Below are 14,523 nucleotides of genomic sequence, written 5' to 3' on the forward strand. Positions count from 1 at the left end.
GGTGCCTTCCCTTGCGCCGGTCGTGCCGCGCCGGGCTGGGTTCGGCTATCCCGTCGCGCTCTTTCCGAAACGGGCCGCCTGTTCCATCCACTCCTTGTGGAGGACATCGATTTCGCCGAGCTTCCGCTCCATCGCCTCGACATTCAGCGGCGCGCCCGCCATGACGGCGTCCATCATGTCCCGGTGTTGGTCGGAAGCCCGCTTCCAGGCGTCGTAGCACTCGCGGAACTTGTCTGGTGTGGGCATCATGTTTCTCCTGCTCGTGAAGTGGGGGACATCCGGTTGCCGGCGCCGCCGCCATCCCCTGCGTCGCCCTTGTGCAGCAGCAGCGTCACCAAGACGGCGGAGTCGACTCGAGCGCTGAGGGAATGGCGCTGCCGCGCCGGGAGGACGACCATTTGTCCAGGCCCGAGCCGGCGGACACCCCCAGGCATCCTCACCTCCACATCGCCTTCGAGGCACTGGATCGTGCACTCGTCGTCGACGTGATGCTCTGGCTGGTCTCGGCGCGCTGGCAGGACGAGGTGCAGCAATTGCAGGCGCTCTGTCTTCAGCAGGCTGGTGCTGACCGCGTCGTGCACGTCCGCTCCGAGCGGGCCGATGCCGATGACATCGAGGGCTTGAGCATGAGGGAGGGCCATGGTGTTCCTCGAATACGCGGACGGCGGGACAATCACTGCAATCTGGCCGGGCCGCCGAGACGGGTTCGACGGCAAATGGCGGAAGCTTCTGGAAGGCGGGTCCGACAAGGCAGCCGGCAGTTGCGATTCCAACCTACGCGACGGCGGCCGTCCTGCTGCCGTCGAAACAGGCCCGAGGAAGCGACGCTCGGTATTTTGCTCATTTCCTTGACTCCACCATGTCCTCGCAAGCCTCGCAAGCCTCGCAAACCCTGTCCGTTCAGGAAGGTTCGCCTCATCCGCTGGGGTCCACTTTCACCGGAGATGGGGTCAACTTCGCCGTCTTTTCCGCGCACGCCACGCGCGTGGACGTCTGCATCTTCGACGAGGCCGGGTCGACCGAGACCGGATGCGTCACCCTGCCCGAGTACACCGACGAGATCTGGCACGGCTTCGTGCCGGGCCTGCTGCCCGGCACCCGCTACGGCCTGCGCGTCCACGGGCCCTACGAGCCCGGGAACGGGCATCGCTTCAATCACCACAAACTGCTTCTCGACCCCTACGCCAAGGCGCACATGGGGGTGCTCAAGTGGGCACCCGAAGTGTTCGGCTACACGGTGGGTCATCCGGACGGCGACCTCAGCTTCGACGAACGCGACAGCGCGCCGTTCGTGCCCAAGTGCGTGGTGGTCGACTCGCGCTTCGAGTGGACGCAAACGGATCGCCTGCGGGTGCCTTGGCAGGAGACGGTCTTCTACGAAACCCATCTGCGCGGATTCACCATCAAGCATCCGGGCATTCCCGAGCATTTCCGCGGAACGTTCGCGGGCATGGCATGCGACGAGGTCCTGCGCCCGATCCGCGAACTGGGGATCACCAGTGTCGAGCTGCTGCCGGTGCAGATGTTCGTGACCCAGTCCTACCTGGAGGAAAAGGGCCTCGGCAACTACTGGGGCTACGACACGCTCGGCTTCTTCGCCTTGGAACAGCGCTATATGGATGGCCCCCATATCGACGAGTTCAAGCACATGGTCGACCGCTTCCATGCACATGGCCTGGAAGTGATCCTCGACGTCGTCTACAACCATACGCCGGAGGGCAACGAGCTGGGGCCGACGCTGTCCTTCAAGGGCATCGACAACAGGAGCTACTACCGGCTCATGCCCGCTGGCGACGGCCCGGGCCCGCGCTACTACGTGAACGACACCGGCACCGGCAACACGGTGAACCTGAGCCATCCGCGCGTGCTTCAAATGGTCATGGACAGCCTGCGCTACTGGGTCACGGAGATGAAGGTCGATGGTTTCCGCTTCGACCTCGCGACCATCCTTGCACGCGAGCCCGATGGCTTCGACGAAGGCGGCGGCTTTCTCAAGAGCTGCCGCCAGGATCCGGTGCTCTCCAGCGTCAAACTCGTCGCCGAGCCCTGGGACATCGGCCCTGGCGGCTATCAGGTCGGCGGCTTCCCGCCCGGGTGGGCCGAGTGGAACGACCAGTTTCGCGACACCGTTCGCGCGTACTGGAAGGGCGACGAAGGTACTGCCGCCCAGTTGGCCCAGCGGCTGACCGGAAGCGCGGACCGATTCAACAAGCGCGGGCGCCGCCCCTGGGCGAGCGTCAACTTCATCAGTGCCCATGATGGCTTCACGCTCGCCGACACCACGAGCTACAACGACAAGCACAACGAGGCGAACGGCGAGGACAACCGCGACGGCCATTCGGACAACAAGTCGTGGAACTGCGGTGTCGAGGGACCGACCGACGACCCCGCCGTGCTGGAGCTGCGGGCCCGCCAGCAGCGCAACATGCTCGCCACGCTGCTGCTCTCGCAAGGCACCCCCATGCTGCTGGCAGGCGACGAGTTCGGCCGCACGCAGAAAGGCAACAACAACGCCTACTGCCAGGACAACGAGATCTCCTGGTTGGACTGGCAGGCGGCCGAGACTCCGGCCGGCCGCTCTCTGCGAGCTTTTACCGCACGCCTTCTCGCGCTACGTCGAGAACTGCCCGTGCTGCGGCGCAACCGCTTCCTGACGGGCCACTTTTTCGAGGAACTCGCGGCGAAGGATTCGACGTGGCTCACACCCGCGGGCGACGAAATGCAGCCCGCGCACTGGGAGGACAGCCACACCCGCTCGTTTGCGCTGTTGCTGGACGGCCGCGCACCGGTGTCGGCCCTGCCGGTCGCCGCGCACGACGTCAGCGTGCTGGTCCTGCTGAACGGATGGCAGGAGCCGGTTCCCTTCGTGCTTCCGCCTGCCCCAGGCGGGGGAAACTGGCAGCTCAGGATCGACACGACGGACCCGGCACTCGGCAACAGCGGTGACGGCGACAGCAAGGGTGTGATCGACCGCTACGTCGTGACCGGTCGCTCGGTTGTCTTGTTTGCCGCTTGCGGCACCACTTGACGAACCGGTTCGCTAGCCGCTTCTCTCAGGCCATGAGTCCTGAAGCCCTCGGAAAGCGTTTCATCATGCTGCGCCCCAGCGGGGTGATGGCGATGACGGTGGCCGGCGGCTGTTCATAGCCGTCCATGGTCCGCACAGGTCGGGGAATCGTCGCTCTGACGTGGCCGGCCAGGCTCAGTACGCGCAAGGCGTCGACGTCGGCACCGTTGTTGACGGCGATGGGCAGATCGTGTTCTGCCAAACGATGGAGCAAGGAGATGGGCACCACGCGAGTATGCCGGCTCGCCATTGCGACGCCGCGCATGCAACCGCGGCAAGATGCAAAGATGACACGAACCGCACGAAAAAAACAAGGCACGTCTGCTCTTCTCTGGCGCTCTTGCGCAACCTTCGCCTCCTTCGCGCACGAATCCCACTAGGGCTGCGGCGTGAAGTGCGGCGCACGCCGCTCGAGGTTGGCACGCACGGCCTCGGCCTGGTTGGCACTTCCGATCAGCGCCTTCTGCTCGACGGACTCGGCCAGCAGCAGGTCGGCCGCGCTGTGCGCCGTCGCTGCATTCAGCAGCCGCTTGGCGGCGCGGATGGCGTCGGGGCTCTTCTGCGCTATCTCGTGCGCCATCCGCAGGGCATCGGCCAGCGGCTCGTTCGACACGCGCGTCGCGAAACCCAGCGCCACCGCCTCCTCGCCGGTGAAGACGCGGCCGGTGAAGGTGAGCTCGCGCACCACGTCGGTCCGCGCCAGCTCGCGCATCAGCACCATGCCGCCCATGTCGGGCACCAGGCCCCACTTGATCTCCATCACCGACAGCCGGGTGTCCGGCGCGACCAGCCGGATGTCGGCGCCCAGCGCCACCTGCAGCCCGCCGCCGAAGGCCACGCCGTGCACGGCGGCGATCACCGGCACCGGCACCTCGCGCCAGACCATGGCGACCTGCTGCGCCGCGTTGGCGATGCCGTGGGTGCGCACCAGCAGGTCGGGCACGGCATGCCGGCCGATGACGCCGCTGCCGGCGCCTTGCTCCATGCGCTCGAAGGACTGCATGTCCAGCCCCGCGCAAAAGGCCTTGCCGCGGCCGGCAAGCACCACGGCGCGCACGCGCGCGTCCTGGCGCAGTTGCTCGCCGGCGTCGATCAGCGCGTCGAACATCGACGGGTCCAGCGCGTTCATCTTGTCGGCGCGCGCCAGCTGCAGCTCGACCACGCCGTCGGGGTGGCGGATCGTCTCGATGCGTTCGTTCATGCCATGTCTCCAGGTATTTTTTGCGATGCAAGTATCGATGCTCGGCGATGATCGCGCGTGTCGCCCAGCCAGCACCACAGCAGCTTCAGGAGAAGACAGCCATGGCCATCCGAATCGTTCGTCTCGGCAGTGCGCGCGTGCCCGGCGAAGGCTTGCGCATCGGCACCGTGCGCCGCCCGCCGCGTGGCGTGCCGAAGACCGAATTCGCCTCGCAGAACTGGTACGACGTCTGGTACCCCAACCTCGCGCCCTCGGTCGAGACCATGAAGGCGGCCCAGGCCGCCCAAAGCCCGGCACAGTGGACTGCCTTCGGGCGCAAGTTCAAGGCCGAGATGGCCGAGCCCGACGCCAGCCGCAGCCTCGACCTGCTGGCAGCGCTCTCGCACCAGAGCGATTTTTCGATCGGCTGCTATTGCGAGGACGAATCGCATTGCCACCGCTCCTTCCTGCGCGAACTGCTGAAGGCGCGCGGGGCGGAGATCGCGGGCTAGCCGTGGGACCGGCAACCCGAATTCCCTATCTCTGCGCCTTGTCCTTCTGGTTCTGGGCCTCGATGCGCTCGCGCGCTTCCTGCCACTGGGCGTCGCTCCACTCGCGCAGCTCGTAGAAGTTGCCGCCGGTGGCCAGGGCGTGGCCGCCGTCCATCATGATGCTCTGGCCGGTGAGCCAGTCGCACTGGCCGGGCGCCATCAGGAAGGCGGCCAGGTTCTGCAGCTCGCTCATCCGGCCGGTACGCGCCATGGGGTTGCGCAGCTTGCTGCGCGCCCCGGGCTCCTCGCCGGGATTGAGGCGCTTGCTCATGCCCTCGGTCGGGATCTCGCCCGGCCCGACCGCATTGAGCCGGATGCCGTAGCGTGCCCATTCGGTGGCCAGCGACTTGGTCATCACCTCGACGCCGGCCTTGCTCATGGCAGAGGGAACGACGTAGGGGCCGCCGTTGTCGACCCAGGTCACGATGATGCTCATGACGCTGCGGTACGGGTCGCTCGGCTGCCATTGCCCGCCCTTGGCCTCGGCGATCCAGCGCTTGCCCACGGCCTGGGTGACGTAGAAGCTCCCGTGGAAGACGATGTTGGCGACGGCATCGAAGGCGCGCGAAGACAGGCTTTCGGTCGGCGCGACGAAGTTGCCCGCCGCATTGTTGACCAGCCCGGTCAACCCGCCGCTCTGCCAGAGGGCCTCGACCATGTCCTCCACGTTCTGCGCGTTGCGGATGTCGACCCCGAAGGCGTCGACCCTGCGACCAGGAAACTGCGTGCGCCATTGCGCCGCGGTCTCCTCGACCACCGACTGGCGCCGGCCGCAGATCGCGACATCGGCGCCCAGCGCCAGGAATCGCTCGGCCATCGCTTTGCCGAGCCCGGTGCCGCCACCGGTCACGAGAATCCGGCGGCCGGCCATGAGATCGCTTTGGTACATGTGGGTCTCCTCGTTGAAAGAGCTGTGCAGGCACATCGTAGAGCGAGTCGGGCGAGCCGGTAAGCTCCGAAGGTGACAGCAGCGCCCAGGACCGGCGGATCCGGCAGGAGCTGCCGCAGGGCCGACTTTGAATCAGAATTGCGTCTTCCCGACGCGCCTTTTTCATCCGAGGCCACTGCCGTGCAAACCCCACTCTTCAGCTCCGAGCACATCGCGATGATCGACAAGGGCGTTTCGGCCATCGTCGCTTCGCGCAATGCGGCCAACCGCCCCAGCCTGATGCGTGCCGTGGGCGCCGGCATCTCGGCCGACGGCGCCGAGGTCACCGTCTACCTGTCGCGCAGCCAGTCGCGCCAGCTCTTGCAGGACGTTGCAGCGACCGGGCAGATCGCAGTGGTGTTCAGTGAACCGCTGAGCCACCGTACCGTGCAGGTCAAGGCCCGGGCGGCGCGGATGCGCGCGGCGGACGAGAGCGACCTGCCGCTCCTGCGCCGCTACCTGGCCTCGATGGAATACGAGGTGCGCTGTGTCGGCTTCGATGCGCGCTTCGTGCGCGCCATGCTCGCCTGCCCGCTCGAGGACATGGTGGCAATCCATTTCCGTCCCGCCCAGGGCTTCGACCAGACACCCGGTCCGCGCGCCGGCAGCCCCCTGCACGCGCCATGAACGAGGGCGTTTCGCTGTCGGCGATCCGGGCCTGCTTCGAGGGCGCCATCCCCGGCATGATGGCGACCTGCGCCGCCGACGGCACGCCCAACGTGGCGTACATCTCGCAGGTCTACTACGTGGACGAGCGCCATGTTGCACTGTCCTTCCAGTTCTTCAACAAGACGCGCCAGAACATTCTGGCCAATCCGTATGGCACCGTGCTGGTGATGGACCCGGTTACCGCTGCCTTCTACCGGCTGCAGATGCGCTATCTGCGCACCGAGACCGAGGGCCCGCTGTTCGAGGGGATGAAGGCGCAGCTGGCGGGCATCGCCTCCTATTCCGGCATGGCTGGCGTGTTCCGGCTGATCGGCTCGGATGTCTACGAGGTCGAGGCCATCGAGCACCTGGAGGGCGATTGCCTGCCGGCCCCGTCGAAGCCGAGCCTGCTGGCGGGCGTGCGTCGTGCCGCCGAGCGCCTGGCCGCCTGCAGCGCGACTGGCGAGCTGCTCCAGACCGCGCTTGCCGCGCTCAACGACCACCTTGACGTCCGGCATGCGATGGTGCTGATGCTCGATGCGGCCGCGCAGCGGCTCTACACCGTGGCGAGTTGCGGCTACGCGACCTCCGGCGTCGGCTCGGAGATCGAGATGGGCCATGGCGTCATCGGCATGGCCGCCCGCGAGCGCACGCCGGTGCGCATCAGCCACATGACGAGCGCAGCTGCCTACAGCCATGCAGTGCGCAGCAGCCTGCGCGAGAGCCTGCCCGGGCTCGCGCTGGACACCGAAATCCCCTTTCCCGGACTGGCCGAGCCGCACAGTCAGCTCGCGGTCCCCATCGTGTCCACAGGCCGCCTCCTGGGCGCGCTGTTCGTCGAGAGCCCGCACGACATGCGCTTCGGCTTCGAGGACGAGGATGCGCTGGTAGCCATCGCCGGCCACATGGGCGCGGCGCTCGACCTGCTGCATATGGCGGCCGAGCCGGCGCTGCCGGAAGAGCCGGCAGAAGCAAGCGCCCCGTCGGCGAGCGGCACGCCGCTGGCGGTGCGCCACTACCTGGCCAACAACAGCGTCTTCGTCGGGGAGCGCTACCTGATCAAGGGCGTGGCAGGCGCCATCCTCGGCAAGTTGCTGCGCGAGCACGCGCAGCAAGCCCGAAGCGAATTCACCAACCGCGAGCTGCGGCTGGACCCGGCGCTGCGGCTGCCCGACCTCTCGGACAACCTGGAGGCCCGCCTGGTGCTGCTTCAGCGCCGGCTGGCGGAGAACTGCGCCCACATTCGGATCGAGAAAACGGGGCGCGGGCGCTTCCGGCTGTGCCTGGAACGGCCGGTCGCACTCGAGGAAATCCCGGGCTAGGCGTCCAGGCCCAGGCTCGCCGCGAGCCGGGTCCATTCGCGCTCGCCGAGGTGCGGACGCACGACGTCGATTGCGGCTGCGAAGGCCGGCGCAGGTGCATGTGCGCGCATGTCGGCCATCATGGCGGCACGCTCGGCCGGGTTCATGTACGGCACCAGCCACCGCAGCGTGAACATCATTTCCTCGGGCGGGATCGATGCGACGAGGGCGTTGTGGATCTCGACCAGCTCGGCGTCGGTGTAGCGCGCCCACAGCACCGCGTTGTGCGCGGTTTCCTCCACGTGCATGTGCTCGAAGTTGTGCGCGATGAAGAGCGCCAGTGCACGGTAGAGCGCCAGCGTGCCGGCCGCACGCGCCGTCGCATCGCAGTTCAGCAGCGCAGTGGCATGCTCGGCGAGCGCGGCGATCTCCTGCTCGTGCTCCGCATGCTCATGCGCGATCTGGCTGCTGGAGCCGGGGGCACGCGCTTCCATCGCCCGATGCACGAACTCGTTCTCGTGCCGCAGGTGCGAGCGGCAGAAATCCAGCAGCTGGAGCACGCGCTGCGTGGCCTGCGCCAGCTCGAGCGTGTCCTCGTCATCGGCGCGGCCGAGGGCGAGCAGGGTGTCGGCCATCAGCGCGCGCAACGCCTTGTGGATGCCGGCATAGAGATCGACGCGAGGGGCGGCTGCTTGCGCGACCTGGCGGAGTTCATGTGAATCGATGTTCATGGAGGACCTTCTGTTCGAGTGAAACGGCCGGCGCACCGCGCGCCGGCCTCCTGGAGAGAAAGTCTAGGAATCTCGGCCCCGTCGCGCCGCTAAGAATTGCTTACGCAATCCCTCACCGAACCTTAAATTTGACATTGGGAAACTTTGCCGGTCGGGCGCTGGCAGGACGCAACGGTCGGCTCACGGGTGTGCCGAACCGTTAGGCAAGCCTGCCTAGAAGAGCCGCGAGCATCTTGTCCGGCGTCTCCGGGCTCGCTACCCTGGAGCCCGGGGGCGGGATGCTCCCGCCCGGGAGAGCGCCATGTATGAACGCATACTCGTCGCCACCGACGGTTCCGAGCTCTCGGAACTTGCCGTGACCGCCTCGATCGACCTCGCCTTGCTGATGAGCGCGGAGCTGGTCGCGGTCAAGGTGGTCCACCACTACCCCGCCGGCTACTTCGAAGGCTCGCTGCTACTGAGCCAGATGGAGGTGCAGCGCATGCAGCAGCAGGCGGATGCCGAGGCCCAGCGCGTCGTGGATGCGGTCAAGGCCAAGGCCGACGCCCGGGGCGTCAAGAGCACACGCGCCGTGATCATGAAATCGGAGCTGATCTCCGAGGCCATCATCGAAGCCGCCCGCGTTCACAAGAGCGATCTGATCGTCATGGCCTCGCATGGACGCCGCGGCATCCGGCGCCTCTTGATGGGCAGCGAGACACTGCACGTGCTGACGCATTCGCACACGCCGGTGCTGGTGCTGCGCTAAGCGCGCACGCTCGAAAGCGCTAGGGCCTGACGGCGTCGCGCCGCCGGTCGCTGCGCTTGAGCTCGAGGTAGGTCGCGAGATCGACCTCGTGCAGCTGCGCGGGGTATTGCTCGATCTGTTCGAACCAGCGATGCAGCCGCTTCTCGCTGCGCTCCGACGACGGCGTGCCGAGGCCGGCCAGGTAGGCATCCAGCGTGAGGAAGTAGCGCATCGCGTTGCGCTCCATCAGTCCCCGCAGGCCGCGGATGTAGTCGGGGTCGCCGTTCGGCGCCTTGCCGATCACGGTGAAGCCCATCTTGTGGCTGCCGAAGGTCGCGAGGTAGGCCATGGTGGCCAGCCGCGCAACCATGTTGTGGTCGTAGGCGTAGCCGAAATGCAGGAAGGTCTGGCGCTCGCCGAGCGGCACGGCCTCGAGCGTCACACGGTAGTTGCTGGTGCCCAGCGGACCGCTCTCGGCCGACAGCCTGACCTCCAGGTAGTCGCGCGAGGTGCTGGCTACGCGATGCACGAAGGTCAGCTCGAAAGCGTCCTCCACCGGCTTGTCGTAGCGGGGCACCACGCTGAGCGTGAGGGTCTCGCCCCCCGGCTGCCGGCTCACGCGGCAGCGGCGGTTGTTGATGTGCAGCAGCAGCATCTCGCACCACTGCGCGCCATCGCCCAGCGCGGCGCGCACCTGTTCCAGCGGGTGGTCGACCACCGCATAGACATCGCCCTGGAGGCCGTCATCGGTCTCGGCCGATTCCAGGTGAACCGGCCGGCGCAGCGGACTCGTGGCGAGCTGGCCTGCCAGCTTGTGGTACTGCTCGCGCAGGGCAGCGGCCGAGCCGCCGTCCGGCGGGGCCGCCTCGGCCCCGAGCGCGCAGCCCGCAACCAACAAGACCAGCCCCATGCGAGACGCGAGGCGCAGGACGTAGGCTGGGTGCCAGTTCATGCACCACACCATACAGGCAGTGCCCGACCGCCACCTGAACGATCCCGCGGACTGTGCTCAGCGGCTCTTGCGCGCCGGCCTGGCCCGGCCGGCACCGGTCCCGCGCGGGGGCAAGCCGGTGTGCTGCGTGAGGATGCGGCCCTTGGCAGGCTGCACCGGCTGCGAGGCCTGCGGCGTGGAGTTCTTGCGCCGCGCGCTCTGGTAGCTGCCGTCGGTCAGCGGCTGGTAGGTCGGGATCAGGTGGTGCTTGCCGTTGCCGATCAGGTCGGCGCGGCCCATCTTCTTCAGGGCCTCGCGCAGCAGCGGCCAGTTGTTGGCGTCGTGGTAGCGCAGGAAGGCCTTGTGCAGGCGGCGGCGCTTGTCGCCGCGCACGATGTCGACCGTCTCGCTCTCGCGTGTGATCTTGCGCAGCGGGTTCTTGCTGGTGTGGTACATCGCCGTGGCGGTGGCCATGGGCGAAGGGTAGAAGGTCTGGACCTGGTCGGCGCGGAAGCCGTTGCGCTTGAGCCAGAGCGCGAGGTTCATCATGTCCTCGTCGCTGGTGCCCGGATGCGCGGCGATGAAGTACGGGATCAGGTACTGCTTCTTGCCCGCTTCCGCGCTGAACTTCTCGAACATCTGCTTGAAGCGGTCGTAGCTGCCGATGCCGGGCTTCATCATCCTGGTGAGCGGACCCTGCTCGGTGTGCTCGGGCGCGATCTTGAGATAGCCGCCGACATGGTGCTGCACCAGTTCCTTGACGTACTCGGGCGACTGCACCGCCAGGTCGTAGCGCAGGCCGGAGCCGATCAGGATCTTCTTGATGCCCTTGAGCGCACGCGCGCGCCGGTAGATCTTGATCAGCGGATCGTGGCTGGTGTTGAGGTTCGGGCAGATGCCGGGGTACACACAGCTGGGCTTGCGGCATGCGGCCTCGATCTCCGGGCTCTTGCAGCCGATGCGGTACATGTTGGCGGTGGGACCGCCCAGGTCGGAAATGGTGCCGGTGAAGCCCTTGACGCCGTCGCGGATGGCCTCGACCTCCTTGATGATCGAATCCTCCGAGCGGCTCTGGATGATGCGGCCCTCGTGCTCGGTGATCGAACAGAAGGTGCAGCCGCCGAAGCAGCCTCGCATGATGTTCACGCTGAAGCGAATCATCTCCCAGGCCGGGATCTTCGTCGAGCCATCGTGGCTGCCGTGCTCGTCGGCGTAGCGCGGATGCGGGCTGCGCGCGTAGGGCAGGTCGAACACGTGGTCCATCTCCGCCGTTGTGAGCGGGATCGGGGGCGGGTTGATCCAGACGTCGCGGGCGGTTGCGCCCTCGCCATGCGCTTGCACCAGGGCGCGGGCATTGCCAGGGTTGGTCTCCAGGTGAAGCACGCGGTTGGCGTGGGCATAGAGCACGGGATCGGCGCGCACCTGCTCGAAGGAAGGCAGGCGGATCACGGAGCGGTCGCGCGGCGGCGGCTTCACACGGGGACTTGCTCCCTCTCCGGCTTGCGGGAGAGGGCTGGGGCGAGGGTCCGCCACTTTCCTGAGGCTCGGGTTGGGGATGAAGTGGAGCGGCTTCGCCGCGCCCTCACCCCTGCCCTCTCCCGCAGGGAGAGGGAGCGAAGACAGAGTCTCGGCGGCGGCAGCGACGGCTTGCGCTTCTTCTTCCTTCGCGCAAGTCGTTCCGTTCGCCTTCGCCTGATCCGACACCATCAGGTACGGGTTCACATGCGCCTCGACCCGCCCCGGCAGGTCCACCCGGGTCGAGTCGATTTCGAACCAGCCTTCGGGCGTCTCTCGCCGCACGAAGGCCGTGCCGCGCACGTCGGTGATCTGCTGCACCGGCTCGCGCGCCGCCAGCCGGTGCGCGATCTCGACGATGGCGCGCTCGGCATTGCCATACAGCAGCAGGTCGCACTTGGCGTCCACCACGATCGAGCGGCGCACCTTGTCCTGCCAGTAGTCGTAATGGGCGATGCGGCGCAGGGAGCCTTCGATCCCGCCGAGCACGATCGGCACGTCGCTCCACGCTTCCTTGCAGCGCTGCGAATACACGATGGCCGCCCGGTCGGGCCGCTGGCCACCGACATCGCCGGGCGTGTAGGCGTCGTCACTGCGGATCTTCCGGTCTGCCGTGTAGCGGTTGATCATCGAATCCATGTTGCCGGCCGTCACGCCGAAGAACAGGTTCGGCTTGCCCAGGGCCTTGAAAGGATCGGCGCTGTGCCACTCGGGCTGCGCGATGATGCCCACGCGAAAGCCCTGCGCCTCCAGCATGCGGCCGATAACCGCCATGCCGAAGCTGGGGTGGTCGACGTAGGCGTCGCCGGTGACGATCACGATGTCGCAGCTGTCCCAGCCCAGCGCCTCCATCTCGGCGCGCGAAGTGGGCAGGAACCTGGCCGTACCGAAGCGGGCTGCCCAGTACTTGCGGTAGCTGGTCAGCGGCTTGGCGGCGCGCGCGAAGAAGGAGACGTCGACGGGGGCATTCATGTGGGAGGAGCGGCGGCAGGCCGCGGTGGCCCGGTGTCGGGCAACCGGCGATTTTACGGGCTCGAGGCTCACCATGCCCGACAAGAGGCCATGTTGCGTAGCAAAAGGCGGACGCGGTTACTTGCTTCAGTCAACCAATCGATTGACAATGGCACCTATGCCTGTCGATTCCCCTGCCTCGCCAGACGTCGCCGCCGTCAAGGCCGTGCGCCAGTTCAACCGCTTCTACACCCGCCGCATCGGGGCGCTCGACCCCTACCTGGGCAGCGACATGTCCCTTACCGACGTGCGGGTGCTGTACGAGCTGGCGCACCGCGAGCACGCCGTCGCCAGCGAGATCGCGAAAGACCTGGGCCTGGACGGCGGCTATCTCAGCCGGATCCTGCGGCGCTTCGAAAGCGCCGGCTGGCTCGCGCGCGAGACGCACCCACGCGATGCGCGCCAGAGCCTGCTGCGCCTGACCGAGGCGGGCCACGTCGTTTTCGCCCCGCTGCAGCAGAAGTCGCGCGATGAGGCCCATGCCCTGGTCGCTTCGCTCACGGCACCTCAGAAGCGCCAGTTGATCGATGCGATGCACACGGTGCAGGCGCTGATCGAGCCCGAAGCCCATCCGCCGGCCAAGCCGCGCACCGCGGTGCTGCGCGAGCCGCGTCCAGGCGATATCGGCTGGGTGGTGCAGCAGCACGGCGAGCTCTATGCGCGCGAGTACGGCTGGAACAGCGAGTTCGAGGCGCTCGTGGCCGAGATCGCGGGCGAGTTCCTGCGCAAGTTCGAGCCCGAATGGGAGCATTGCTGGATCGCCGAGCTCGACGGCGAGCGCGTGGGCGCCGTGTTCCTGGTGCGCAAGTCGGCGACGGTGGCACAGCTGCGCCTCCTGCTCCTGGCGCCGCGGGCGCGCGGCCTCGGCCTGGGCGCGCGGCTGACCGATGAATGCATTGGGTTCGCGCGCCGCAAGGGCTACAGGAAGATGGTGCTGTGGACCAACAGCTGCCTGCTGGCCGCACGTCACATCTACGCGACGCGTGGCTTCGAGCTGGTGAAATCCGAACCCTACGAGGGCTTCGGCCAGCAGTTGGTGGGCGAGACCTGGGAGCTTAAGCTCCAGCCAAGGCCTATTGCATGAACCAACCGTGGCTCACCACCAGGGACTGTCCGGTGAGCGCATTGGTCGGGAAGGCGGCAAACAGCAGCGCGACGCGCGCCACGTCCTCGGTGGTGGTGAACTCGCCGTCCACCGTCTCCTTGAGCATCACGTTCTTGATCACCTGCTCCTCGGTGATGCCCAGGGTCTTGGCCTGCTCCGGGATCTGCTTCTCGACCAGTGGCGTACGCACGAAGCCAGGGCAGATCACGTTGGCGCGCACGCCGTGCCTGGCGCCCTCCTTCGCCACCGTCTTGGCCAGCCCGATCAGGCCGTGCTTGGCCGTGACATAGGGCGCCTTCAACAGCGAGGCCTCCTTGGAGTGCACCGAGCCCATGTAGATCACGCTGCCGCCGCGGCCCTGCGCGTACATGTGCTTGAGGCACGCCTTGGTGGTGAGGAAGGCGCCATCGAGATGGATGGCGAGCATCTTTTTCCAGTCGGCGAAGCTGAACTCTTCCACCGGGTGCACGATCTGGATGCCTGCATTGCTGATCAGGATGTCGATGCCGCCGAAGGCTCGGGCTGCCTCCTCGACAGCCGCATCGACCTGCTCTTCGCTCGTGACGTCGACGCCGACGCCGATGGCCTGCGCGCCGCGCTCGTTGAGCTCGGCAGCGGTCGCGTCGGCCGCCTGCTTGTTGAGATCGGCGATCACGACCTTGGCGCCTTCCTGCGCGAACACGAGAGCGATCTCCTTGCCGATGCCGCTGGCCGAACCGGTGATGAAGGCGACCTTGTCCTTGAGTTGCATGGGATGTCCTTTGGATGATGGGTAGGGGTGGATGGCACGCGCAAGCGGCCTGCCGGTGACGGAGCGTGGCTCACGAA

15 protein-coding genes are annotated in these 14,523 nt (G+C 67.2%); 6 read left to right on the plus strand and 9 right to left on the minus strand.

From position 1 onward, the window contains the following. Window positions 1-45: 45 nt before the first annotated feature. Both G3W89_RS18955 and G3W89_RS18960 read right to left on the minus strand, forming a co-directional pair. A complete protein-coding gene (locus G3W89_RS18955) occupies window positions 46-249 on the minus strand; it encodes a hypothetical protein (protein ID WP_162575631.1) in 204 nt (67 codons plus the stop codon). Next, window positions 246-641, minus strand: coding sequence for a cupin domain-containing protein (locus G3W89_RS18960; protein WP_162575632.1), 396 nt, complete (start codon window positions 639-641; stop codon window positions 246-248). The genes G3W89_RS18955 and G3W89_RS18960 overlap by 4 nt, the downstream gene beginning before the upstream one ends. Before the next feature lie 218 nt (window positions 642-859). Here G3W89_RS18960 and glgX point away from each other — a divergent pair, with 218 nt between their 5' ends. Continuing rightward, window positions 860-3,028 carry a glycogen debranching protein GlgX gene (glgX, locus tag G3W89_RS18965; protein WP_162575633.1) on the plus strand — a complete coding sequence of 723 codons (2,169 nt, stop codon included), beginning with the start codon at window positions 860-862 and terminating at the stop codon, window positions 3,026-3,028. Between the two features lie 25 nt (window positions 3,029-3,053). Here the strand turns inward: glgX and G3W89_RS18970 are convergent, their stop codons facing one another. Together G3W89_RS18970 and G3W89_RS18975 are read right to left on the minus strand one after the other, a co-directional pair. Next, a complete protein-coding gene (locus G3W89_RS18970) occupies window positions 3,054-3,332 on the minus strand; it encodes a hypothetical protein (protein ID WP_162575634.1) in 279 nt (92 codons plus the stop codon). A 111-nt stretch (window positions 3,333-3,443) separates the two neighbouring features. Then, window positions 3,444-4,268 (minus strand): crotonase/enoyl-CoA hydratase family protein, encoded by an 825-nt coding sequence (locus tag G3W89_RS18975; protein ID WP_162575635.1) that lies wholly within the window; start codon window positions 4,266-4,268, stop codon window positions 3,444-3,446. Between the two features lie 101 nt (window positions 4,269-4,369). Between G3W89_RS18975 and G3W89_RS18980 the strand changes: the two genes are divergently transcribed. Further along, window positions 4,370-4,759, plus strand: a complete 390-nt coding sequence (locus G3W89_RS18980) for a DUF488 domain-containing protein (protein ID WP_162575636.1) — start codon at window positions 4,370-4,372, stop codon at window positions 4,757-4,759. A 25-nt stretch (window positions 4,760-4,784) separates the two neighbouring features. On the opposite strand, the gene G3W89_RS18985 is transcribed toward G3W89_RS18980, so the two are convergent. Next, window positions 4,785-5,687 carry an SDR family oxidoreductase gene (locus G3W89_RS18985; protein ID WP_162575637.1) on the minus strand — a complete coding sequence of 301 codons (903 nt, stop codon included), beginning with the start codon at window positions 5,685-5,687 and terminating at the stop codon, window positions 4,785-4,787. 180 nt (window positions 5,688-5,867) lie between these two features. Between G3W89_RS18985 and G3W89_RS18990 the strand changes: the two genes are divergently transcribed. Both G3W89_RS18990 and G3W89_RS18995 read left to right on the plus strand, forming a co-directional pair. Next, complete coding sequence (locus G3W89_RS18990) at window positions 5,868-6,353, plus strand: hypothetical protein (RefSeq protein ID WP_232076626.1); 486 nt, start codon at window positions 5,868-5,870, stop codon at window positions 6,351-6,353. Then, complete coding sequence (locus G3W89_RS18995; protein ID WP_162575638.1) at window positions 6,350-7,696, plus strand: GAF domain-containing protein; 1,347 nt, start codon at window positions 6,350-6,352, stop codon at window positions 7,694-7,696. The genes G3W89_RS18990 and G3W89_RS18995 overlap by 4 nt, the downstream gene beginning before the upstream one ends. Here G3W89_RS18995 and G3W89_RS19000 read toward each other — a convergent pair. Then, a complete protein-coding gene (locus G3W89_RS19000; protein WP_162575639.1) occupies window positions 7,693-8,406 on the minus strand; it encodes a hemerythrin domain-containing protein in 714 nt (237 codons plus the stop codon). The genes G3W89_RS18995 and G3W89_RS19000 overlap by 4 nt on opposite strands. 301 nt (window positions 8,407-8,707) lie before the next feature. Between G3W89_RS19000 and G3W89_RS19005 the strand changes: the two genes are divergently transcribed. Further along, complete coding sequence (locus G3W89_RS19005) at window positions 8,708-9,154, plus strand: universal stress protein (protein WP_162575640.1); 447 nt, start codon at window positions 8,708-8,710, stop codon at window positions 9,152-9,154. 19 nt (window positions 9,155-9,173) lie between these two features. Here the strand turns inward: G3W89_RS19005 and G3W89_RS19010 are convergent, their stop codons facing one another. After that, entirely contained in the window at window positions 9,174-10,085 is a 912-nt protein-coding gene (locus G3W89_RS19010; RefSeq protein ID WP_232076627.1) for a hypothetical protein, read from the minus strand. 57 nt (window positions 10,086-10,142) lie between these two features. Then, window positions 10,143-12,551 (minus strand): YgiQ family radical SAM protein, encoded by a 2,409-nt coding sequence (locus G3W89_RS19015; RefSeq protein ID WP_162575642.1) that lies wholly within the window; start codon window positions 12,549-12,551, stop codon window positions 10,143-10,145. Window positions 12,552-12,699: 148 nt separating this feature from the next. On the opposite strand from G3W89_RS19015, the gene G3W89_RS19020 reads away from it, so the two are divergent. After that, window positions 12,700-13,674, plus strand: coding sequence for a bifunctional helix-turn-helix transcriptional regulator/GNAT family N-acetyltransferase (locus tag G3W89_RS19020; RefSeq protein ID WP_443083179.1), 975 nt, complete (start codon window positions 12,700-12,702; stop codon window positions 13,672-13,674). Here the strand turns inward: G3W89_RS19020 and G3W89_RS19025 are convergent. Further along, complete coding sequence (locus G3W89_RS19025) at window positions 13,664-14,446, minus strand: 3-hydroxybutyrate dehydrogenase (protein WP_162575644.1); 783 nt, start codon at window positions 14,444-14,446, stop codon at window positions 13,664-13,666. The two genes, G3W89_RS19020 and G3W89_RS19025, sit on opposite strands and share 11 nt — an antisense overlap. Window positions 14,447-14,523: the final 77 nt, after the last annotated feature.

Source organism: Variovorax sp. PBL-H6 (assembly GCF_901827155.1).
GTDB lineage: Bacteria > Pseudomonadota > Gammaproteobacteria > Burkholderiales > Burkholderiaceae_C > Variovorax.